General features: G+C 54.5%; 19 protein-coding genes. 6 read left to right on the top strand and 13 right to left on the bottom strand.

The window, feature by feature from the left end; translation table 11 throughout:
* Positions 1 to 59: 59 nt before the first annotated feature.
* Positions 60 to 701, top strand: coding sequence for a peptide-methionine (S)-S-oxide reductase MsrA (gene msrA, locus L975_RS01090; RefSeq protein ID WP_047706717.1), 642 nt, complete (start codon positions 60 to 62; stop codon positions 699 to 701).
* Positions 702 to 886: 185 nt separating this feature from the next.
* Positions 887 to 2,242: a hemolysin family protein gene (locus tag L975_RS01085; protein ID WP_047706716.1), complete on the top strand. Its 1,356-nt coding sequence runs from the start codon at positions 887 to 889 to the stop codon at positions 2,240 to 2,242.
* Between the two features lie 192 nt (positions 2,243 to 2,434).
* On the opposite strand, the gene L975_RS01080 is transcribed toward L975_RS01085, so the two are convergent.
* Positions 2,435 to 2,641: a DUF1107 domain-containing protein gene (locus L975_RS01080; protein WP_010864734.1), complete on the bottom strand. Its 207-nt coding sequence runs from the start codon at positions 2,639 to 2,641 to the stop codon at positions 2,435 to 2,437.
* 502 nt (positions 2,642 to 3,143) lie between these two features.
* Here L975_RS01080 and L975_RS01075 point away from each other — a divergent pair.
* The gene (locus L975_RS01075) at positions 3,144 to 3,701 is read left to right on the top strand and encodes a YtfJ family protein (protein ID WP_039045750.1); all 558 of its coding nucleotides are present in this window, start codon (positions 3,144 to 3,146) and stop codon (positions 3,699 to 3,701) included.
* 607 nt (positions 3,702 to 4,308) lie between these two features.
* On the top strand, positions 4,309 to 5,193 hold the full coding sequence (locus L975_RS01070) for a TIGR03899 family protein (RefSeq protein ID WP_010864736.1): 885 nt from the start codon (positions 4,309 to 4,311) through the stop codon (positions 5,191 to 5,193).
* 234 nt (positions 5,194 to 5,427) lie between these two features.
* On the opposite strand, the gene cysQ is transcribed toward L975_RS01070, so the two are convergent.
* The 5 genes from cysQ to cysG all read right to left on the bottom strand — a co-directional run bounded on the left by cysQ (position 5,428) and on the right by cysG (position 10,776).
* Entirely contained in the window at positions 5,428 to 6,183 is a 756-nt protein-coding gene (cysQ, locus tag L975_RS01065; RefSeq protein ID WP_047706714.1) for a 3'(2'),5'-bisphosphate nucleotidase CysQ, read from the bottom strand.
* A gap of 13 nt (positions 6,184 to 6,196) precedes the next feature.
* Positions 6,197 to 6,850 carry an adenylyl-sulfate kinase gene (gene cysC, locus L975_RS01060; RefSeq protein WP_081995559.1) on the bottom strand — a complete coding sequence of 218 codons (654 nt, stop codon included), beginning with the start codon at positions 6,848 to 6,850 and terminating at the stop codon, positions 6,197 to 6,199.
* Positions 6,851 to 7,004: 154 nt separating this feature from the next.
* The gene (cysN, locus tag L975_RS01055; RefSeq protein WP_039045748.1) at positions 7,005 to 8,426 is read right to left on the bottom strand and encodes a sulfate adenylyltransferase subunit CysN; all 1,422 of its coding nucleotides are present in this window, start codon (positions 8,424 to 8,426) and stop codon (positions 7,005 to 7,007) included.
* Positions 8,427 to 8,436: 10 nt separating this feature from the next.
* Entirely contained in the window at positions 8,437 to 9,345 is a 909-nt protein-coding gene (gene cysD, locus L975_RS01050) for a sulfate adenylyltransferase subunit CysD (protein WP_010864740.1), read from the bottom strand.
* Between the two features lie 9 nt (positions 9,346 to 9,354).
* Complete coding sequence (gene cysG, locus L975_RS01045; protein WP_047706713.1) at positions 9,355 to 10,776, bottom strand: siroheme synthase CysG; 1,422 nt, start codon at positions 10,774 to 10,776, stop codon at positions 9,355 to 9,357.
* Between the two features lie 317 nt (positions 10,777 to 11,093).
* Here cysG and L975_RS01040 point away from each other — a divergent pair, with 317 nt between their 5' ends.
* A complete protein-coding gene (locus tag L975_RS01040; RefSeq protein ID WP_047706712.1) occupies positions 11,094 to 13,067 on the top strand; it encodes a bifunctional 2',3'-cyclic-nucleotide 2'-phosphodiesterase/3'-nucleotidase in 1,974 nt (657 codons plus the stop codon).
* A gap of 111 nt (positions 13,068 to 13,178) precedes the next feature.
* Here L975_RS01040 and L975_RS17155 read toward each other — a convergent pair whose 3' ends face one another.
* Positions 13,179 to 14,192 (bottom strand): LysM-like peptidoglycan-binding domain-containing protein, encoded by a 1,014-nt coding sequence (locus L975_RS17155; protein ID WP_156121039.1) that lies wholly within the window; start codon positions 14,190 to 14,192, stop codon positions 13,179 to 13,181.
* Positions 14,193 to 14,362: 170 nt separating this feature from the next.
* Here L975_RS17155 and L975_RS01030 point away from each other — a divergent pair, with 170 nt between their 5' ends.
* Positions 14,363 to 14,983 (top strand): FKBP-type peptidyl-prolyl cis-trans isomerase, encoded by a 621-nt coding sequence (locus L975_RS01030; protein WP_010864744.1) that lies wholly within the window; start codon positions 14,363 to 14,365, stop codon positions 14,981 to 14,983.
* A 96-nt stretch (positions 14,984 to 15,079) separates the two neighbouring features.
* Here L975_RS01030 and L975_RS01025 read toward each other — a convergent pair whose 3' ends face one another.
* From L975_RS01025 to L975_RS01000, 6 genes are all read right to left on the bottom strand, one after another.
* A complete protein-coding gene (locus L975_RS01025; RefSeq protein WP_010864745.1) occupies positions 15,080 to 15,289 on the bottom strand; it encodes a cold-shock protein in 210 nt (69 codons plus the stop codon).
* Between the two features lie 257 nt (positions 15,290 to 15,546).
* Positions 15,547 to 16,290: a phosphoadenylyl-sulfate reductase gene (locus tag L975_RS01020; protein WP_369795298.1), complete on the bottom strand. Its 744-nt coding sequence runs from the start codon at positions 16,288 to 16,290 to the stop codon at positions 15,547 to 15,549.
* A gap of 96 nt (positions 16,291 to 16,386) precedes the next feature.
* Entirely contained in the window at positions 16,387 to 18,117 is a 1,731-nt protein-coding gene (gene cysI / locus L975_RS01015) for an assimilatory sulfite reductase (NADPH) hemoprotein subunit (protein ID WP_047706710.1), read from the bottom strand.
* Positions 18,117 to 19,922, bottom strand: a complete 1,806-nt coding sequence (gene cysJ / locus L975_RS01010; RefSeq protein WP_047706709.1) for an NADPH-dependent assimilatory sulfite reductase flavoprotein subunit — start codon at positions 19,920 to 19,922, stop codon at positions 18,117 to 18,119. The genes cysI and cysJ overlap by 1 nt, the downstream gene beginning before the upstream one ends.
* A 285-nt stretch (positions 19,923 to 20,207) precedes the next feature.
* Positions 20,208 to 20,825, bottom strand: a complete 618-nt coding sequence (locus L975_RS01005) for a TIGR04219 family outer membrane beta-barrel protein (protein WP_010864749.1) — start codon at positions 20,823 to 20,825, stop codon at positions 20,208 to 20,210.
* 87 nt (positions 20,826 to 20,912) lie between these two features.
* Positions 20,913 to 21,359, bottom strand: a complete 447-nt coding sequence (locus L975_RS01000; protein WP_047706707.1) for a copper chaperone PCu(A)C — start codon at positions 21,357 to 21,359, stop codon at positions 20,913 to 20,915.
* Between the last annotated feature and the right edge of the window lie 40 nt (positions 21,360 to 21,399).

Raw genomic sequence — 21,399 nt, 5'->3', positions numbered from 1 at the left:
CCGCTTTAGCGATGTCTAAAATAAACAACAATGTCATAACGAAAGTTACGGGGAATTTTATGACTTATGCACACCAACACACAATCATTAATCCAGAACAGGCATTACCCGGCCGCTCACAGCCACTGCCGCATCATCAGCAGCACGCCATCTTAGGTCTTCCGTTACAACCTATTATCCCTGAACATTATGCCACGGCTTATTTTGCGATGGGCTGTTTCTGGGGTGTCGAACGCTTATTCTGGCAGCAACCGGGGGTGTATCACACCAGCGTCGGCTACATGGGCGGCTATACGCCAAACCCGACCTATCAAGAAGTGTGTACCGGCTTAACCGGTCATGCCGAGGCGGTACGTGTAATTTTTGATCCCGCCAGCATAAGTTACGCCGCGCTGCTGCAATTGTTCTGGGAGCGCCATGATCCGACTCAGGGAATGCGCCAAGGCAATGATCTCGGCACCCAGTACCGCTCAGCCCTCTATACTTGTGATGAGGCCCAGCAACAGCAAGCCGAGCAAAGTGCGCACCACTATCAGCAAGCGCTAGCTGCTGCGGGGCACCCCAATGCCATCAGTACCGAAATTCGCGCCGCAGGCCCATTTTATCTGGCGGAAGATGAACACCAGCAATATTTGTTTAAACATCCGCATGGATACTGTGGCCTAGGTGGGACCGGCATTTGTTTTCCGGCAGGCGGTTGACAGCGCGCCTAGCTTCTGACTCGGCGGACAGCTATACTGCTTAGGTTGTTTAAGTTGGTTACTTTGTCTACAAAGTGGCTGCGATACTGGATCTTGTAGTAGGGATCATGGTGCGCATGACTTTAGTATCGACAACTATAAGGCCCGGTCATGCGGGCTATCATTACAGTTAAGGTCTCGTGAGAATGCTAGAAAATATACTGGCCATCGCACTGTTGATCGCAGCAAGTGCGTTTTTTTCGATCTCGGAAATCTCTCTTGCTGCATCACGGAAAATTAAATTAAAAGTTATGGCTGACGAAGGGAATATTCGCGCAGCCAAAGTGATTGCATTACAAGAACAACCCGGCAACTTCTTTACCGTGGTGCAAATCGGCTTGAACGCCGTTGCCATCCTCGGCGGTATCATCGGCGACACCGCGTTTTCCCCGTATTTCGAAAGCTTGCTGGTACATTGGATGTCACCGGATCTAGCGGGAAAAATCGGCTTCCTGCTGTCTTTCTCTGTAGTCACCGGTGGTTTTATTCTGTTCGCTGACTTAATGCCAAAGCGTATTGGTATGGCCTCACCTGAAGCCGTTTCAACCCGAATTGTCGGTCCAATGCAATTTTGCATTAAGCTCTTCAAACCGCTGGTCTGGTTTTTCAACGGTTTGGCTAACTCCATCTTTAAACTGCTTAACGTACCGACCGCTCGTAAAGAAGACATCACTTCCGATGACATCTATACCGTGTTTGAGCAAGGTGCCTTGGCTGGGGTGCTGGGTAAGCAAGAACATCATCTGATTGAAAACGTGTTTGAACTCGAATCGCGTACAGTGCCATCTTCGATGACGCCACGCGAAGACATCATCTATTTTGATATTCGTGAAAGCGAAGAGAGCATCCGCGAGAAAATCTCCACCCACCCACACTCTAAGTTTTTGGTGTGTGACACCACCATCGATAACGTGGTCGGTTATGTCGACTCCAAAGACATGCTGATGCGGATTTTGAACGGCCAGAGCATTGCCCTGCATCAAGGTTTGCCGATGCACAATCCACAGTTTGTGCCGGACTCTCTGACCTTGTCGGAAACGCTAGAAAGCTTTAAAGGCAGCAGCGAAGATTTCGCGGTGATCTTAAACGAATACGCACTGGTCGTCGGTATCATCACCTTAAATGACGTGATGAGCACGCTGATGGGCGATCTGGTCAATCAGAATCAGGAAGAGCTCATCGTTAAGCGCGATGAAAATACGTGGCTGATTGAAGGCACTACGCCGATTGATGACGTCATGCGTGCGCTGGATATCGATGAGTTCCCAGACTCCGATAACTACGAAACCATTGGCGGCTTCATGATGTATATGCTGCGTAAGATCCCGAAACGCACCGATTACACCATCTACGCCAACTACAAATTTGAAGTGGTCGATATCGATAACTTCAAAATTGATCAAATGCTGATCACCCGTCTGCCAAAAGATGTACCGCAAGACGAGCAGCACGAAGAAAGCAGTGATGGTGCAGAACAAGCCAAGGCAGCAGATAACGATTAGTTAGCTTATCGGCGCGGGTTTTCACGGCGCCGGTCTTTCTGCCCTAACGCAATGTCGGCTAGCACAGCATCGCGAACATAATCGGTTTACTACGCAAAAAGGCCATCCTCTCGGATGGCCTTTTTTATATTAGATGGTGCTATCTACTGTCTGCTACCGCCAGCCTATTCTCTATAGGCTAGAAAGAGGCTCTCACGCCGCTTGCGTCTGCAATTCGGTGATCTGGCGGTTCACTTCATTCATCACCGTCAGATGCTGTTTGTCTTTGGTCTTGGGCAGCAAAATCTTGCCGTTATCAAACTCGAATGCGCCTACCCCCTTGATATACATGCGGCCGCGGAAAAAAACCTTCACATGGCGAGCAATCATTAAAGGATTGTAGCGTTGGAAAATGCGCATCATAGTTGACCTCCGTTCAAGTCTACCCAGTAACTGTCCTGCGGTGTGCCGAAAATCATTCTCAGCAACGGATAACATAACAGTAACACAAATGGTGTAAGTCGTCATCATGACCCCCGTAGGATAGTCATAATGAGCTGTCAGGTCTTTGATGATAGTCGGAAAATATTGCTGAAATTTTTCACTAAAACGATATTTTGTGAAGATTAACAAATTTCATGCCCAATTTTATCATGCAAAGAACGTCTTCTTCGACCGCCGCGGAATAAGAAGGTTGCCGCATAGCCACCTGCAATACCATTGCGGAATGTAACCTTTGCATAACCTTTTGTCGGATTTGCTGCCGAGGCATCGCGACAAATTTTCCCTCGCCTTCTATGCTATTCACAGGTCGGAGTAGTTGCCCAAAGATTGACATCCCGTGTCAAACAGGCAGAGTACCGGCTGAAGAGCATGTACAGAATTAATAAAATAATCTTTTATTTCATAAGGATAAGATAAGATGAAACTCTCTACTCTGCTGATGGCCTGTGTATCTTTGCTGCCTGCACTGGCACTGGCCACACCGGTACAACTGAATCAGAGCTTGCCGGCGGCCACCGTCATCGACCAAGGGGAGCTGGTATTGCAAGGCAAAGAGATCAGCTACACCCCGTGGAACACCAACATGCTGCCGGGCAAAGTGCGAGTGGTGCAGGCGATTGCCGGTCGTACCGCCGCTAAAGAGATGAATGCGCCGTTTATCGAAGCCATCAAAGCCGCCAAGTTGCCGCATGACCGCTACCAGACCACCACCATCGTGAATGCGGACGATGCCATCATCGGAACCAGTGCCTTTGTGCGCAGCAGCCTGAAAGACAGCAAGCAAGAGTTCCCATGGTCACAATTTATCTATGATGCCAACGGTGTGGTGCAACAAGCATGGGAATTAGCGCCGAAGAGCTCCGCCATCATGGTGCTCAACCCTCAAGGTAAAGTGCTGTTCGTCAAACAAGGCGCGATGAGCAAAGCTGAAATTGACCAAGCCATGGCTCTGATCAAAAAAGAGTTGCAGCAGTAAGCTGACGCTCTTCCCCTCCATTAACATGCCCTCGCCGGTTGACGTTGACTATGGCGAGGGCGCGTATGCGTTACGCACGCAACGCCATTTCCATGTACTTAAAACACCCCATCATCAAGACGGTCTATTAACGCAGCAATGCTTAGCCAAGAAACGATTAACGAAGCAATTCTCGATAAAGGTGTTTTCGATGAAATGGCTTTTGTGCAGGTAAGCAGGTGATAAGGCGAGTGGCTACAGCACTCAGGAAGGTAACGCGATAAAATACGTGACAGGCATCAGCATCATGACATGGCTGACTATCAAGAAACGTCTGGCTATCAAGAAACAGCGCGCATGGCCGCTACCTTTAACAGATAGAATCTAACCGATAGAATCGAGTCAAGCCGCCCTTGCAGACGGGTAGCCAAACTCAATAATTGAAATGCTGGGCTAGCATGACCAGTGAAAACACATACCCCAGCGCAATAGCAACGCCCCAAATATGCTTTTTCATTCTATCCACCCGTAACAAAACCGTTTTTATTAGCAATTAATTAACATTAAGCGGATTTCGGTCATTTGACAACGTATTGTCAATGCAAAAATCCGGCAGGAAGCAAAGGACATGACCAGCGCAGAGCAGGCTGCCGGGCAGGAAAGCTCCGCATCCGCTAACGAACATACTGACAATAGCCGCCTTATCAGCGCACGCCAGCGCGCCATTGATCTTGCCATCAACCGGCATATCGACGGGAAAATATATCCGCAGCAACCGACTAAACTGGAACAGCGTCTGCAACGCCGTCTGCAACAAGAGCAGCTACAGCGACAAGAAAATCTCGAGAAGATCATGCAGATTGCCGCCAGCTTGTGTCAGGACACCTTGGCGACAGAAAGCGATCCGGATTGGATCAGCAGCTTTTTACAGCTGGCACAAGAAACCCGGGGTGCGCCAATGCAGCGCCTATGGGGGCGGATTTTAGCCCAAGAAATTGTGCAGCCGGGCAGCTTTTCGATTAAGGCGCTACGCACCTTGCGTGATATGACGCACCGCGAAGCAATGCTGTTTCAGCGCGCCTGTGCGGTTGCCTGCAGCTTTGGCGCCGATCTCTCGGCCAAACGTATCATCACCGGGATCCGCCCGGGCAAAAACGGTCTCAAGTCCCTCTTTCGCGCGCCCGCGCCTGAGCAGCTCAATTTGGGCAGCTTCAAGCTGCCGTTCAGCGCCCTGCTATTACTGCAAGAGCTGGGCTTATTGCTCGGCGGAGAGCTAGAATCGGGCAGTTTACTGCCAGAGCAGAACTATTCACTGCGTTTTGCCAGCACCGATTTGACGCTGACCACCCACGACACCGGCCATCGCCTTACCTACTACCGTTTCAGCCCGGTGGGTGAGGAGTTGTCACAATTGCTGATTGGCACGTCACTGCCCGAGTACATTCAGTGCTTGAGCAGCTTGCTGGGTGCCCACCTGACGGTGACGCCACGTAGCGCTAATGTGAGTGTCTAAGCGGTGGCTGTATACATGGTGAGTGTGAAAAACTAAGTGTAAAAAAACACAGGGTAAGATGCCGGAGTGTCGAGCCGGCATCGCCAAAGCATGCTCAACGATACGCAACTACGCGCTCCGCTCACTTCACTCTGAGCACTGGGCGCGTACCGTAAAACGCACTGAACGCCGCCCGCCAAGCGCGAACTTAGCGAGCGCATCCCCATGGCTTACTCGTGTGTAACCCGCTGCCGGTTAACAACAACCGCGTGCCCACGCCACCCGAACAATAAACGGTGGATTGGCTAAATCCTCTTGCTGGTTATAGCGCAGCGGTTGGTTATCCAAAGTTTCCACCACTGCGCCTGCCGCTTCGGCAATGCAGTGACCAGCCGCGGTATCCCACGCCATGGTACGACCAAAACGTGGATACAACTGTGCTTGCCCTTCGGCCACCAGACAGAATTTCAAGGATGAACCGACCGAGGTCAGCTGATGCGGACCAAGCTCAGCCAGATAGGAAGCCAAACGCGGGTCTTGGTGTGAACGACTAGCTACCACCACTGGCGGCATCGCTTGCTGTACCTGTAACGGTTCACGCACGCCTTGCACGACACGCCATGCCTGGCCACCTTCGGCCATGTACAGCTTATCCAGTGCCGGGGCGTACACCACCGCCATCACCGGACGCCCCTCTTCAATCAGGGCAATATTGACGGTGAACTCACCGTTATGTTTGATAAATTCTTTGGTGCCATCCAGCGGGTCTACCAGCCAAAAACGCGGCCAGTGCCGACGCACCGACCAATCAATGTTGGCTGCTTCTTCGGATAATACCGGAATGGACGCCGTTAGCGCGGTCAATCCGCGCACGATGATCTGGTGTGCGGCCAGATCCGCTTCGGTCAGCGGGGAGTCATCGGCTTTCTGTACCACAGTGACCTCACGCTGATATGCTGCCATGATGGCATCCCCAGCTTCACGTGCGATCTTCTCCAACGCCTGTAACATAACTGTACCTCGCCTACCTGATGATGCCGCGCGCGCTCAGGGCCTCCAGCAAGGTCACCACCAGTTCATCCACGCTATGTTCAGCGCTCTGCAGATGAACCTCCGGATTGTGCGGGGCCTCATAAACGGCATCGATGCCCGTAAAGTCTTGAATCTGACCCGCGCGCGCCTTTTTGTACAGCCCTTTCACGTCGCGGCGTTCGCATTCCGTGAGCGGAGTATCGACAAACACCTCAATAAATTGATCCGGATCGACCTGTCGGCGCACACTATCGCGTTCCGCCCGTTGCGGTGAGATAAAAGCGGTCAGCACCACCAAGCCGGCATCCAGCATCAATTTACTCACTTCGCCAACGCGCCGGATATTCTCCTGCCGCTCGGCCAGTGAAAACCCCAAATCGGCGCACAGGCCATGACGCACGTTATCACCGTCCAGCAGATAGGTGCGTACCCCTTGTCGATACAGCGCCTGCTCCAACGCCCCCGCCAGCGTCGATTTCCCAGCCCCTGAAAGACCGGTAAACCAGACGATCGCCCCGCGATGGCCATTTAACTGCTCGCGCTGACGGCGATCTATCACGTGAGCTTGCCAGATAGCGCCATGCGCGGTAGCAACGCCGGTCGGCAAGGTGGCGGCCAAATTAGCGGAAGATTCGGTCGCGGACATCGCGCGCTCCTTGTGACAAAGTAATCCCATGACAACATGGTTCCATCACCCATAAATGAATCACGGTCCCATGAATTAAATCGCCGATATACCACACCCAGTGACGTGGCATATCGGCCATTGACGCTCTGGTCAGGTCTGCGGATTGCCAGCGTTAATCCTGACTGATATCACGCACCTGCCAGTGCGGGTATTGACGACGGATCAGTGCATTGAGCTCTAACTCAAACGCGCTGTAGTGCTGGCTACCACGTGCCGGCTCACCCAGTACGCTATCCACCAACCCCGCGCCTACCGTGACATTGCTTAGGCGGTCAATAAAGATAAAGCTACCACTGTCTTGGCTGTGTCCGTACGGCTCCAGCGCCAAAGGTTCACTGAAGACCAGTTCGACCTGCCCAATACCATTTAACGGTAACTCGCTGGCGGCGTGGCGTTCATGGTTATTGATATCCACCTGATGACGAATAGCAGTGACCCGCGCTTGGGTCTTACGACCGGCCAGCTTGATGTCATAAATATCGCCAACCCGTAGCGGTTGCTCGGTCATCCACACCACATCGGCTGCCACCTGACGACTGACGCTAAGCGGATCGTCGGCCGCCACCAACAGATCGCCACGGCTAATATCGACTTCATCGCGCAGCACTAACGTCACCGCTTGCCCCGGCACCGCGTGGGTCAGGTCGCCGTCAAAGGTTACGATGCGTGCCACTTCGGTGCGCACCCCCGAGGGCAGCACTTTCACCGGCTGACCGACCCGCACCACACCTGAACCGACAGTGCCGGCATAGCCGCGAAAATCACGATCTGGGCGATTGACATACTGCACTGGGAAACGCAGCGCCGCCGCTGCCCGCTCGCGACTGACCTCTACGTTCTCCAGCACTTCCAGCAAGGTCGGGCCATCAAACCAGCTCAACGCTTGCCCGCGCTGGACGACGTTATCGCCATCCAGTGCCGACAACGGCAGTAAGGTGATCTGCAGCTGCGGATTGAGGCGGGCGGCAAAGGCTTGGTAATCGGCACTGATCCGCGCAAATACGGCTGGATCGTAACCCACCAGATCCATCTTGTTGACCGCCACCACCAGATGCCGGATCCCCAGCAAATTGGCAATAAAGCTGTGCCGGCGGGTTTGTGCCAACACGCCTTTACGCGCATCGATCAATAAGATCGCCAGATCGCAGGTGGATGCGCCGGTGGCCATATTGCGGGTGTACTGCTCATGGCCAGGGGTATCGGCAATGATGAACTTACGCTTTTCGGTGGAGAAATAGCGGTACGCGACATCAATGGTGATCCCCTGCTCGCGCTCAGCTTGCAGGCCATCGACCAGCAGCGCCAGATCCAATTTTTCACCGGCAGTGCCTAAACGGCGGCTATCGGCATGCAGCGTATTGAGCTGATCTTCATAGATCTGGCGGGTATCGTGCAGCAAGCGGCCGATTAAGGTGCTTTTACCATCATCGACACTACCGCAGGTCAAAAAACGTAATAAGCCTTTGTGCTGCTGAGCCAGCAGGTAAGCCTCAACGCCATGCTCGGCAATTTGGGCGGCAATTGAACTGTTCATGCGTGGCTCCTTAGAAATATCCCTGGCGTTTTTTCAGCTCCATCGAGCCGGCCTGATCGCGGTCAATCAAGCGCCCTTGGCGCTCACTGCTGGTCGACAGCAGCATCTCTTCAATAATGGCGGTCAGCGTATCGGCCTGCGATTCAATGGCGCCGGTCAGCGGCCAGCAGCCCAAGGTACGAAAGCGCACTTTACGCTGTTCGATGGTTTCACCGGCTTGCAGCTCAATCCGCTCATCATCCACCATCATCAGCATGCCATCGCGCTCCAGCACCGGGCGCTCTTTGGCCAGATATAACGGCACAATGTCGATGCCTTCCAGATAGATGTATTGCCAGATATCCAGCTCAGTCCAGTTAGAAAGAGGGAAGACACGAATGCTTTCGCCTTTGTTAATTTGGCCGTTGTAGTTGCGCCACAGCTCTGGGCGCTGGTTTTTCGGATCCCAGCGATGGAATTGATCGCGAAACGAGTAGATCCGCTCCTTGGCGCGCGATTTTTCCTCATCACGACGTGCACCACCGAAGGCGGCATCAAACCCGTATTTGTCCAGTGCTTGCTTAAGACCTTCGGTTTTCATCACATCGGTGTGTTTGGCACTGCCGTGGGTAAACGGGTTGATGCCCAGCGCCACGCCCTGTGGATTACGGTGCACCAACAGTTCAAACCCGCACTCGCGCGCCATGCGATCGCGAAACTCATACATTTCCCGAAACTTCCAACCGGTATCCACGTGCAGTAACGGGAAGGGAATTTTGCCCGGATAAAAGGCCTTACGCGCCAGATGCAGCATTACCGAGGAGTCTTTGCCGATGGAGTACAGCATCACCGGATTGGCAAATTCGGCGGCCACTTCACGCAGGATATGGATGCTTTCGGCTTCCAGCTGCTGTAAATGCGTCAGTTGTGTTGCGTTCATGAGTTCGTCCTACCCCAGATTAACTACCGCAGGCCACAGCTCGCTGTGCGGCCGGCTGCCGAACCAGTGGAGAGAATCGGCCAAGGCCGCCACTTCTCCGATAATAATCAGTGCCGGAGCACCGGCTTGCGCCGCCAACTGCGGCAACTGTTGCAGCTCACCGCGCAATACCTGTTGGCTGCTACGCGTACCGTTGACGATAATCGCCACCGGGGTCTGCGCCGCACGGCCATGAGCCATCAGCTGCTGACTGATCTCTGCCGCTTTGAGCGTCCCCATATAAATGGCGAGCGTTTGCCGTCCACGTGCCAATGTCGACCAGTCCAGCGCATCGCCATCTGGGCGACAGTGGCCGGTAATAAACATCGCAGTTTGCGCATGTTCGCGGTGAGTCAGTGGGATACCGGCATAGGCGGTAGCTCCTGCCGCCGCGGTGATCCCCGGCACCACCTGAAACGGGATCTGATGTGGCAACAGCGCTTCTAGCTCTTCGGCGCCGCGACCAAAGATAAACGGATCGCCGCCTTTAAGACGCACCACGCGCTTTCCCTGTAGCGCCAAGTCCACCAGCTTTTGATTGATCTCTGCTTGCGGCACCGAATGATCGCCAGCCCGTTTACCGACACAGATCTGCTCGGCATCGCGGCGGATCAAATCGCGGATCTCATCGGAGACCAGATAGTCGTACAGCACCACATCGGCCTGTTGCAGCACCTGTAAGGCGCGCAGCGTCAATAAACCCGGATCACCCGGCCCAGCCCCAACCAAAAACACTTCCCCGCGCCCTTGCTCACGCTGGGCATGCGCCTTCAGCGCACGTGCCAGCTCTTGCTCGGCGTCATCATCCCGCTCTTGCTGCACCAGTGAAGTAAAACGGCCACCAAACAAGGCTTCCCAAAAACGACGACGCTCAGTAATACCGTGCAGCGCCTGTTTCACCGGCTCACGCCAGCGATCCGCCAGTTGCGCCACGACGCCAAGGCGTGAAGGCAGCAAGCTTTCCAATTTTTCGCGGATCAAACGCACCAGCACCGGCGCACTGCCGCCCGACGACACCGCGACCATCAAGGGCGAGCGATCAATGATCGACGGCATGATGAAAGAGCACAGCGCCTTGTTATCCACCACATTGATCAGCACCGCGCGCGCCTCTGCAGCGCGACTGACGCGGTGATTGAGCAGCTCATCATCGGTCGCTGCCACTACCAGATACACATGTTCTAACTGTGTATCCGCAAACTCTTGCGCTATCCACTGCAGCGCGCCCTGCTCAGCGTGACGCTGCAATTCGGCCGTCAGGGTGCGGCTGACTATCTGCACTTGTGCGCCTGCGCGTAGCAATAACGCCACTTTGCGCTCAGCCACTTCACCGCCGCCCACCACTAACACCTTACGCCCTGCTAAGCGGGCAAAAACCGGTAAAAACTCCATCACTGCGGCCCCTGACATCCCTACGTATGCAAGCAATATAGAGGCTTATTGAGAGGCCCATAAATGATGATTTCATCTTTGCAATTCCGTTTTGTTCTAATGCTGTTCGTCTTTAGTCAGCCCGCACGGTCACACGGCCAATGCACTCCGCAAGACGCGCGCGCCATGCCACGATTCACGACAGAGCTACCGGATTGTTCGCGACCAACTTCACACTCCTATCGCGAGAAAACGCGGCATACATTGAGATTTGTTACCCTGTTCCGAGTTTTACCTTCCCTTATCTCAACAACCTACTGACTGACAGAGGAATCGCTATGTCTTTGTCCCGTTCTCCGCTGGCACTGGCCATTGCAGCCGGTTTGTTCTGTGCCGCTTCTGCCAATGCCGCCACCGTTGAACTGCGGGTGCTGGAAACTACCGACCTGCACAGCAACATGATGGATTATGACTACTACAAGGATAAGCCGACCGAGAAGTTCGGCCTGACCCGTACCGCTACGCTGATTGGTGAAGCCCGCAAAGAGGCCAAAAACAGTGTGTTGGTGGATAACGGCGACCTGATCCAAGGCAGCCCTATGGGTGACTATCAGGCTGCAAAAGGTCTGAAGAAAGGTGAACAACACCCCGTTTATAAGGCGATGAATCTGCTGGATTACCAAGTGGGTAACTTGGGTAACCACGAATTTAACTACGGTCTGGATTACCTGAAAACGGCATTAGCGGGCGCCGCCTTCCCGTACATCAACGCCAACGTGTTTGATGCCAAAACCGGTAAGCCACTGCTGCAGCAATACCTGATCAAAGACACCGAAGTGGTGGATAACGAGGGTAACAAGCAGACCATCAAAATCGGTTATATCGGCTTTGTACCGCCACAGATTATGGTGTGGGATAAAGCCAATCTGGAAGGCAAAGTCACTGTTAAAGATATCAAGCAGACCGCAGAAGAGCTGGTGCCGAAGATGCGTGCCGAAGGCGCGGATCTGGTGATTGCGATTCCGCACTCTGGCGTTTCAAGCGATCCGTATAAAGCGATGGCAGAAAACTCGGTCTATTACCTCTCTCAGGTTAAAGGTATCGATGCCATCATGTTCGGCCACTCCCATGGCGTGTTCCCGAGCAAAGATTTTGCCAGCCTGCCGGGCGTGGATCTGAGCAAAGGCACCATCAATGGCGTACCGGCGGTCATGCCGGGTCAGTGGGGTGACCATCTGGGCGTGGTCGATTTAACCCTGAACAACGATAAAGGCCACTGGAGCATCACTGACTCCCGCGCCCAAGCGCGTCCTATTTTTGACAAAACAGCCAACAAACCGCTGGTCGAAGCCGATGCCAAACTGACTGCCGCACTGGCTGCCGATCATAAAGGCACCCGTGATTTCGTCAGCAAGCCGATTGGTAAAGCCTCGGATAACATGTACAGCTTCTTGGCGCTGATTCAAGATGATCCAACCGTGCAGATCGTCAACAACGCTCAGAAAGCCTACGTTGAACACTTCGTGCAAGGCGATCCGGATCTGGATGGGATCCCAGTGCTGTCTGCCGCCGCACCATTTAAAGTGGGCGGACGTAAAAACGATCCATCCAGCTTCGTGGAAGTTGAGAAAGGTGAACTGACCTTCCGTAACGCAGCCGATCTGTATCTGTACCCGAACACGCTGGTGACCGTGAAGGTCAACGGTGCGCAGCTGAAAGATTGGCTGGAGTGCTCCGCCGGACAGTTCAACCAAATCGATCCGAACTCCAGCAAACCACAAGAGCTGATCAACTGGGACGGTTTCCGCACCTACAACTTCGACGTGATTGATGGCGTGAACTATCAAATTGACGTGACCCAACCAGCTCGTTTCGATGGTGAATGTAAGTTGATCAACCCAAGCTCGGAACGAATTAAGGCTCTGACCTTCAACGGCAAGCCGGTCGATCCAAAAGCGCAGTTCCTGATTGCGACCAACAACTACCGCGCCTACGGTGAGAAATTTGCCGGTACCGGTAGCCAGTATGTGGCCTTTGCCTCACCAGATGAAAACCGTCAGGTGCTGGCGAACTACATCAGCGAGCAGAGCAAGCAACAAGGCCAAGTGGTGCCAACAGCCGATAACAACTGGCGTTTAGCGCCAATCAACAGCAAAACCAAGCTGGATATCCGCTTTGAAACCTCACCAAGTGACAAGGCCAGCCAGTTCATCAAAGAACATGCGCAGTATCCAATGCAGCAAGTGGGTAAAGATGAAAACGGCTTTGCCCTGTATCAAGTGGATCTGAATGCCCCTGCGGCCAAGCAGTAAGCAAATAGGCTGACGAGCACTGACAAACGTGAGTCGTCGCCAGTAACAAAAAGGCCTTCCATGATGGAAGGCCTTTTTTATGTTTCGATGTTCAATTACGGCGACATTCAATTACTGCGACTGAGCAAACGAGCCATCGGCCAGTCGGACAAAGACTACTGGCTTGCTGCCCGCCACCGCATCGAGCTGCAGCGCTTCCACCTCGCCCTTGGCATTGGTTTTCACCCGTACCGTTTGACCGGCTTTGACATTACTCAGCGGCTTATCCGCGGCCTGTGCCCGCGTCATGGCCATCAAATCCGGTAGCGGCAGGTTGCCGGAGCGGAACACTTGCGCCAAGGTTACGCCCTTACCCACTTGGTAGCTTTGCCAGCCAGCAGTGCTGGTTTTGGCGGCGCTTTCCACCGGCTTTTTCTCTGCCACTTTTTCAGGCGCTTTTTCCGGTGCTTTTTTAGCCACTTCACGCACAGGCGCTTCTTTTACTGGCGTTTCTTTTACTGAAGTTTCTTTGACTACCGGTTTATTAACGCTACGCTCAGGCGCTCTGTCTGCCACCCGCGTAGGCGCTTTACTTTCCGCTTCACGGCGCACCGTGTTGCTTGGCGCCTGTGCCGCACGGGTTACCGGCGGTGAGCTTACCGGCACCGCTTCGCTGCGTTGCTCCAGATCTTCTGGCATCTCTTGCGGGATGCGACGATCCGGTTGCCGCTCAGACAATGCTTCCGGCGTCAGCGCCACCGGGGTGTTATCTTGCACACCCTCGGCCCCCGCCACCGGCAAAGCCGCTTCGCTTTGCTCTGGCGCCGATGAACCCGACGGCAACACAATCCCAAGCAGCACCACTAGCGCACTGACGGTGATCCAGCGGCGATGAAACGGCGATACCGGCCCAAGCCAGTTAAAACGATCCGGCACATGCCACAGCGCGACCAGCGCTGCACGCAACACGCCCGATAACCCCATCTCTGCCGGTGGGAGTTTGATATTCAGCGTCGGCCATTGCCAATCGGGCAACGACAATTTTTCCCGCCAATTAAAACGGGGCGCGCGCTGCTTGGGCGCGGCCTTGGCGGGGCGTTTTTTTCCCGGTCTTCCTACCGGTCCGCTATCTGTACGCAGGTCCACTTCATCTCCATGCACTAGACAAACCGCGATCGATTTATTTTTTCCTTTTCACAGAGAAAAGTCACGGTATTTACTATTAAAAATCGCATTTGCGACGCCTATTTTTGCCGGAATGCACCGGTACTGATATGCTCGCACCTCTGTGAGCAGTTTATCTGTAAGGAAAAGAAATGACAGCCTCAACCCTTAATACTATGGAAGCTCAGGCCAGCTATGGCATCGGTCTGCAAATTGGTCAGCAACTGGCCGAAAGCGGTCTGACCGGACTGGAGCTGGATGCCCTGACTCAGGGTCTGCGCGACTCACTGGAAGGCAATGCTCCGGCTGTTGCTGTCGATGTGGTTCACCGTGCGCTGCGTGAAATGCATGCTCGCGCAGATGAGGCGCGTCAAGCCAAGTATCAAGAAGCCGCGGCAGAAGGCGAAGCGTTCTTGGCGCAAAACGCCTCTCGCGAAGGCGTAACCTGCACCGGTAGCGGCCTGCAGTTCGAAGTGCTGCAGCAAGGCGACGGCCCAATCCCTGCGCGCACTGACCGTGTTCGTGTACATTACACCGGTAGCCTGCTGGACGGTACTGTATTTGATAGCTCGGTACAACGCGGCCAGCCAGCCGAGTTCCCAGTCAACGGCGTGATCGCCGGTTGGATTGAAGCGCTGACTCTGATGCCGGTTGGCTCTAAGTGGCGTTTGTATATCCCGCATCAGCTGGCCTACGGCGAGCGCGGTGCTGGTCACTCGATTCCACCATGCAGCATGCTGCAGTTTGATGTAGAGCTGCTGGAGATCCTGTAAGGATCAGCAAGCGACATTGCTACGCTAAAAGCGATACTGCAAAAAAGCCGTGTGACTCACACGGCTTTTTTTATTGGTTTCTTTATTGGGCGTGGGTTACACCACCGGCTCGACGTTTTCGGCTTTTTTCCCGCGCTGGTCACTGACCTCAGTATAAGTGACCTGCTGACCTTCTTTTAGCGTGCGAAAACCGTTGCCCTGAATCGCAGAAAAGTGCACAAACACATCTTCTCCGCCAGCATTTTGAATAAACCCAAACCCTTTACTGTCATTGAACCACTTCACGGTTCCTTGCAACTTCGACATTGTCTTTCCCTATGTTCAAAACGGTATTTCTAAACGACATTTCTAAACGGAAGTGCTAAACGGTGCGTAGACTATCGTGACGCCCTACCATTCCGCAGCCACACATCGGCTGTCGGATGGGGCGCGCAAGCTTACATAGCAGCAAAGCGAGGATAGCCAAACAGAGTGTCATCCTAGCAACCTTGGTTAAAAAATACGCCGCGTCGCATCGCGTTTTACCGGTAAGTTCACTCCCCGCCGCCGAATTTGTGATCGCGTTAGATCCCCGAGCCTTGATCTTCCCCGGATTCATGCAGGCCGCACTCACGTTTCAAACCGAAAAAGCGCGTCTCTTCTTCGCTCATGCCCGGCTCCCATTTGCGCGTGGTATGGGTATCGCCCACCGACAGATACCCTTGCTCCCACAGTGGATGATAGGGTAAGCCATGTTCGGTCAGATAACGGTGCACCTGCCGGTTATCCCAATCGACAATCGGCAAAAACTTAAAGCAGCCGCGCTGCACACTCAGCACCGGCAAACTGGCGCGGCTACTGGCCTGCGCGCGGCGTAAGCCAGCAAACCACGTCCCGGCCTGCAATTGCTCGAGCGCGCGTTGCATCGGTTCGACTTTATTCAGTTGGTTATACTGCGCTAACCCATCCAAGCCTTGCTCCCACAAGCGGCCATAGCGCGCCTCTTGCCACGCCGGCGATAAGGGGCTGCGAAACACCTGCAAATTCAGCTGCAGGCGTTCGGTCAGGCTATCGATAAACTGGTACGTTTCGGCAAACAGATAGCCGGTGTCGGTGAGGATCACTGGAATAGTCGGCTGCTGCTGCACCAATAAGTGCAAGCTAACCGCCGCCTGAATACCAAAGCTGGAAGAAAGGACATGCGCTCCCGGCAGATGTTCAAAGGCCCATGCCACCCGCGCCGCTGCGGGCAGCGCCAATAGAGCCTGATTGAGCGCCGCCAGTGCCTGTTCGCGCTCAGGCGGCGTTAAGGCCAGTAACTCAGCCAACGGTGGCACCGTCAGCTCAGTCAGGGTCGGCTGGCGCTCAGGCGACGTAGAAGATGAGTTAGACATAATGATCGGCGTCTCCTCACTCATAAAAAATTAATCATAAAAGTCACGAGCCGGATCGAGCACCGGGCGGATGATGCCTGTGCGGACAGTAAAATCGCCGAAACCTTCATCGGGCGTACGCTCAGCCGCCCAACGGGCAATCAACGTATCCAAAATCGTTAAAATTTCGCTGTCAGTAATATTCTCGCGGTACATGCGCGGAATACGGGTGCCTTCACGATTACCGCCCAGATGCAGGTTATAACGACCCAGCGCTTTACCCACCAAGCCAATTTCGGCCAACAAAGCGCGGCCACAGCCATTCGGGCAACCGGTGACGCGCAGCACAATGCTCTCTTGCGCCACGCCGTGACGGGCCAAAATGGCTTCCACTTCACTCACCAAGCGCGGTAAGAAACGTTCGGCTTCCGCCATCGCCAATGGGCAGGTCGGGAACGAGACGCACGCCATGGCGTTTTGCCGCAGCGGCGTTAAGCTATCGCTCATCAGGCCATGGCTACGCGCCAACTGCTCAATCTGCGCCTTATCAGCTTCCGCAACGCCCGCCACAATCAAGTTTTGATTGGCGGTGAGACGAAAATCACCACGGTGAACGCGGGCAATGGCCGCCAAACCGGTTTTCAGCGGCTTTTGCGGATAATCCAGAATCCGTCCATTTTCGATATACAGCGTCAGGTGCCATTTGCCATCAATGCCTTGCACCCAACCGATGCGATCGCCGCGTCCGGTAAACGCATACTCGCGTGACGGCGCAAACTGCACCTGCGCGCGTTTTTCCACTTCGGCGCGAAAGTTATCCACTCCCACACGCTCGATGGTGTACTTCGTTTTGGCATTTTTGCGATTACTGCGGTTACCCCAATCGCGTTGGGTGGTCACCACCGCCTCGGCCACCGCTAAGGTTTGCTCAGGAGTGATAAAGCCCAGATCGCTAGCGGTGCGCGCATAGGTTGATTTATCCCCAAAGGTAATGGATAAACCACCGCCGACCAGCACGTTAAAGCCCACCAGCTTTCCTTGCTCGGCGATCGCCACAAAGCTCAAGTCATTGGCATGCACGTCCACATCGTTTTGTGGCGGAATGACAACCGCAGTTTTGAATTTCCGTGGCAAATAGGTAGCGCCCAAAATCGGCTCAACATCCGTCGTGGCGATTTTCTCTTCATCCAGCCAGATCTCGGCATAAGCGCGAGTTTGCGGCAGCAGATGCTCGGAGATTTTACGTGCCCAATCCCACGCCTCTTGATGCAGCTGCGATTCAATCGGGTTGGAGGTGCACAGCACGTTACGGTTAACGTCATTGGCGGTTGCCAGTGCATCCAGCCCCAGCGCATGCAGCATCTGGTGCATCGGCTTGACGTTCGGCTTTAGCACGCCGTGAAACTGAAAGGTCTGACGGTTGGTCAGTCGGATACTGCCGTACAGGGTACTGTCGGCAGCGAAACGATCGATCCCCAACCACTGCTGCGGGGTAATCACGCCGCCTGGCAGACGGCAGCGCAGCATCATGGCATGACGCGGTTCGAGTTTTTGTTCAGCGCGCTCGGCGCGAATATCGCGGTCATCTTGCTGATACATGCCGTGAAAGCGGATCAGCAGGAAGTTATCGCCGTTAAAGCCACCGGTCAGGCCATCATGCAAATCGGCGGCAATGCTGCCACGCAGGAAATTACTGTCGCGCTTCATGCGCTCGGCATCGCTCAGTGGCCAATCGACCACCAGAGGGCCAGGATGCTTGCTGCTAAATTGATAGTCACTCATCAGTATACATCTCGCTGATAACGCTGCGCGGCGCGCAGTTCGTCCAGATACGCTTCACTCTGCGCGGCGTCCATGTCACCGTGCTGAGCCACTATGTCCAATAACGCTTGCTGTACATCATGCGCCATCTTGCTGGCATCGCCGCACACATACAGGTGCGCGCCTTGTTGTAACCACTGCCAGATCTCAGCGCCCTGCTCACGCAGGCGATCTTGTACATAAATTTTCTGCGCCTGATCGCGCGACCACGCCAGTGAGATGCGGCTGACGACGCCTTCTTTAACCCAACGCTGCCACTCCACCTGATACAAAAAATCTTCCGTAAAATGAGGGTTACCGAAAAAGAGCCAGTTTGGACCGCCGGCCCCCTCCGCCGCACGCTGCTGCATAAAAGCCCGAAACGGGGCTATTCCAGTACCAGGGCCTATCATGATCACCGGCGCATTCGGAGAGCTGGGTAGGCGAAACTGATCATTGGGTTCGACAAACACCCGCAGGCTGTCCCCTTCTGATAAACGCTCGCCCAGATAACCGGACGCCGCGCCCGTGCGGGTTTTATCGCCCTCCGCGTAACGCACCACTCCGACGGTCAGGTGCACCTCTTCCCCGACTTCGGCTTGCGAAGAGGCAATCGAGTACAGACGCGGTGTTAAGCGGCGCAGCAGCTCGACTAATTGCTGGGCGCTCAGCGCGGCAGGAATCGTGGCCAGCATGCTCGGCACCGGATGACGCTGGGCATACGCACGCAACGCCGCTTTATCGTCACGTAGTGCCAACAAGGTCGCATCGCCACTCAATTCGGCATAGGCGGCCACTACGGTGGGCGCATTTTGGCTCAGCTCCAGCTTTTCCCGCAGGGCATCGGCCAAGCGCAAAGGTTGTCCATCAAGGGTGACGAGTGCATCGGCAGGCAAGCCGGTCAGCTGCAAGAGCTCCGCTACCAGCGCCGGATCGTTATGTTGCCAAACACCTAAGGCATCCCCCGGCTGATAAGTCAGTCCGGTGCCAGCTAAATCCAGCTCGATATGCTGGATATCTTTGCTGGAGTTACGCCCAGTGATTTTCTGCCTTGCCAGCAGCGACACCGTGCAAGGATTATCGCGCTGATAAACCGCACCGACCGCCGCCGCGACCGGCGTTACTACGCTGGACGGCGATTCGCCAGCAGCAGCGGCTAACGGCGCCAAGGCAGCTAGCACCTCTTGCTGCCAATGGCTGGCGGTAGCAGCAAAATCCACATCCGCATCCACCCTGGCGAGCAACGGCTGAGCACCTAACTCGCTTAAGCGGCGATCAAAGTCTTTGCCGGTCTGGCAAAAATGCTCGTAAGACGAATCTCCAAGCCCCAGCACCGCATAACGCAAATGCTCAAGCTTAGGCGCACGCGCTGAGAGTAAAAACTTGTGCAATCCCAACGCTTCTTCGGGCGGCTCACCTTCACCATAGGTTGCCGCTACCACCAGCAATACCGACAGTTGCGCCAGCGTTTTGGTTTTCACTTCGCCACTGCGCCAGTGCTCCACCTGCCAGCCTTGCGCTTGCAGCTGTTGCTGTAACTGCTCGGCCACACGGCGTGCATTGCCGGTTTGTGAGGCTGACCACAAGGTGATCAGCGGACGAGCCGCGGCGGTCGTCACCGCACCCTCGGCGGCCAGTGTTACAGAGGAAGATTGGCTGAGCGCCCATGTATAGCCTGACAGCCATGCCAGCTGCAGAGGAGACGCCTGCGCCAGCGTTTGTTGCAGTCGGCTTAGTTGTTCCGGAGGAAACGGCGCTCCGGTCGTCAGTAAATCCTTGGCACTCATGATCACGACATTCCTTATGAAGAGATGTCGTCAGATTACTCACTATTTAAAAGCGCGATAAAGAATCGATAGCAATGGTTAATAACCAAAAGAAATAAACGCGGAATAAGGAAAGGGAGACAAAGAACAGCGTCGAAGAAGGAGTGGGAAATACGCGTTGCCATAGGCGGAAAAAAACAGGGCGCTTGCACCAGCAAACGCCCTGTTCACGCATCGAGCGCGATGGCATTGTTAGAGATAACGGAGCCTGTCGCGACTAGGCGATAAAATTCTCGTGATCGGCGATTAGAAGCCGAAAGTCAGGCCGCCGTACCAACCGTTGGTATCCACGTCGCCCGCTTTATTGCTTTCGTTGAAGTCCATCTTAGCCCACTGGTAACCGGCTTTCAGGTTGATAGCGCCCATGCGCATCGCCAGACCCAGCTGACCGTCGTAGCCCCAGGTGTTGTCGTAGAATGGCATGTTCAGCTCACCGGTCACTGCCAGTGGTGTGCCAGGAATACGCAGTTCACCGGCAGAGTAAGCCAGGAACATACCGTGCTCAACGTCATAACCACCAACGGTGTTGGTCTGCTTACGCCAGCCAGCACCCAGATCCACGTTGATCAGGCCGTTATCCAGCAGCTGGTAGTAGCCGATCGCGTCCAGCTTTTCTTGCTCCAGCACCATGCCATTCGAGCTGCCATCCAGATTCTGGTAGCGTACCAGCGCATTTGGCAGCAATGGAATTGGATGAACCACTTCCAGACCTACACGGTAGCCGTCAGCGCTGTTATCTTTGAAGCCGTGACCAGCGTCCAATGTGGCACCGGCAATAAATTCGGCACTACCACGAACAGCCAGAGAGTCGGCCATGGCCGGCGCAGCTACCAACATGGCAACCAGAGCTAAACTTTTCTTCATTTTACTTCCTTTACCCAACAACCAATCACCGCCACGCCAACACCCCTGTGCCAGCGTTTTTGCGGGAATCACACAAAAGTCCCCAAATTACGATTTTGGATGATGATGGCCAGCGGGTTTAACCTCGCGTGCGGTTGCCTGAATCTGAACCTGCTGACCGTTATCGAAGGTCAGGGTCAAGGGAACCTCAGTTCCCGCCGGCAACGGCTGGGTGAGCTGCAACAGCATGATATGCAAACTGCCCGGTTTGAGCATCAAGGTGCCCTTGGCCGGAATGGTAATTTGCTCCACCTTTTGCATATTCATCACCCCGTCTGGGCTGACCACCATATCGTGAAGCTCCACCTGTTTCGCAACCGGTGAGCTGACCGCAACCAGATGGCGCTCATCATCTTCCGGATTAAACAAGGTGGCAAAGGCCGCCGACATCTGCGCGCCCGGCACCGTCGCACGAACATACGGTTCGGCAACCTGTACCTCGGCCTGCGCAAATCCAGCCGCCAGTAATAACAGCGAAATCAGTCCTGCTCGCATGATGAATTCCTTTTCCAGAATGTACGGTACGGTATTGGCG

The sequence above is a fragment of the Plesiomonas sp. ZOR0011 genome (assembly GCF_000800945.1).
Classification (GTDB): Bacteria; Pseudomonadota; Gammaproteobacteria; order Enterobacterales; family CAMTGL01; genus Plesiomonas; species Plesiomonas shigelloides.
The sequence above is the reverse complement of the archived record's forward strand: the minus strand, read 5'-3'. Positions and strand labels throughout refer to the sequence as shown.

Excerpts from the sequence above, each read along its gene's own strand:
- L975_RS01070 (WP_010864736.1), top strand. The coding sequence starts at position 4,309 with ATGACCAGCGCAGAGCAGGCTGCCGGGCAGGAAAGCTCCGCATCCGCT.
- L975_RS01005 (WP_010864749.1), bottom strand. The coding sequence starts at position 20,825 with ATGAAGAAAAGTTTAGCTCTGGTTGCCATGTTGGTAGCTGCGCCGGCC.
- L975_RS01025 (WP_010864745.1), bottom strand. The coding sequence starts at position 15,289 with ATGTCGAAGTTGCAAGGAACCGTGAAGTGGTTCAATGACAGTAAAGGG.
- cysJ (WP_047706709.1), bottom strand. The coding sequence starts at position 19,922 with ATGAGTGCCAAGGATTTACTGACGACCGGAGCGCCGTTTCCTCCGGAA.
- msrA (WP_047706717.1), top strand. The coding sequence starts at position 60 with ATGACTTATGCACACCAACACACAATCATTAATCCAGAACAGGCATTA.
- cysC (WP_081995559.1), bottom strand. The coding sequence starts at position 6,850 with ATGTCCGCGACCGAATCTTCCGCTAATTTGGCCGCCACCTTGCCGACC.
- L975_RS01080 (WP_010864734.1), bottom strand. The coding sequence starts at position 2,641 with ATGCGCATTTTCCAACGCTACAATCCTTTAATGATTGCTCGCCATGTG.
- L975_RS01030 (WP_010864744.1), top strand. The coding sequence starts at position 14,363 with ATGACAGCCTCAACCCTTAATACTATGGAAGCTCAGGCCAGCTATGGC.
- L975_RS01075 (WP_039045750.1), top strand. The coding sequence starts at position 3,144 with ATGAAACTCTCTACTCTGCTGATGGCCTGTGTATCTTTGCTGCCTGCA.
- cysD (WP_010864740.1), bottom strand. The coding sequence starts at position 9,345 with ATGAACGCAACACAACTGACGCATTTACAGCAGCTGGAAGCCGAAAGC.
- cysG (WP_047706713.1), bottom strand. The coding sequence starts at position 10,776 with ATGGAGTTTTTACCGGTTTTTGCCCGCTTAGCAGGGCGTAAGGTGTTA.
- cysI (WP_047706710.1), bottom strand. The coding sequence starts at position 18,117 with ATGAGTGACTATCAATTTAGCAGCAAGCATCCTGGCCCTCTGGTGGTC.
- L975_RS01000 (WP_047706707.1), bottom strand. The coding sequence starts at position 21,359 with ATGCGAGCAGGACTGATTTCGCTGTTATTACTGGCGGCTGGATTTGCG.
- L975_RS01085 (WP_047706716.1), top strand. The coding sequence starts at position 887 with ATGCTAGAAAATATACTGGCCATCGCACTGTTGATCGCAGCAAGTGCG.
- cysN (WP_039045748.1), bottom strand. The coding sequence starts at position 8,426 with ATGAACAGTTCAATTGCCGCCCAAATTGCCGAGCATGGCGTTGAGGCT.
- L975_RS01040 (WP_047706712.1), top strand. The coding sequence starts at position 11,094 with ATGTCTTTGTCCCGTTCTCCGCTGGCACTGGCCATTGCAGCCGGTTTG.
- cysQ (WP_047706714.1), bottom strand. The coding sequence starts at position 6,183 with ATGTTACAGGCGTTGGAGAAGATCGCACGTGAAGCTGGGGATGCCATC.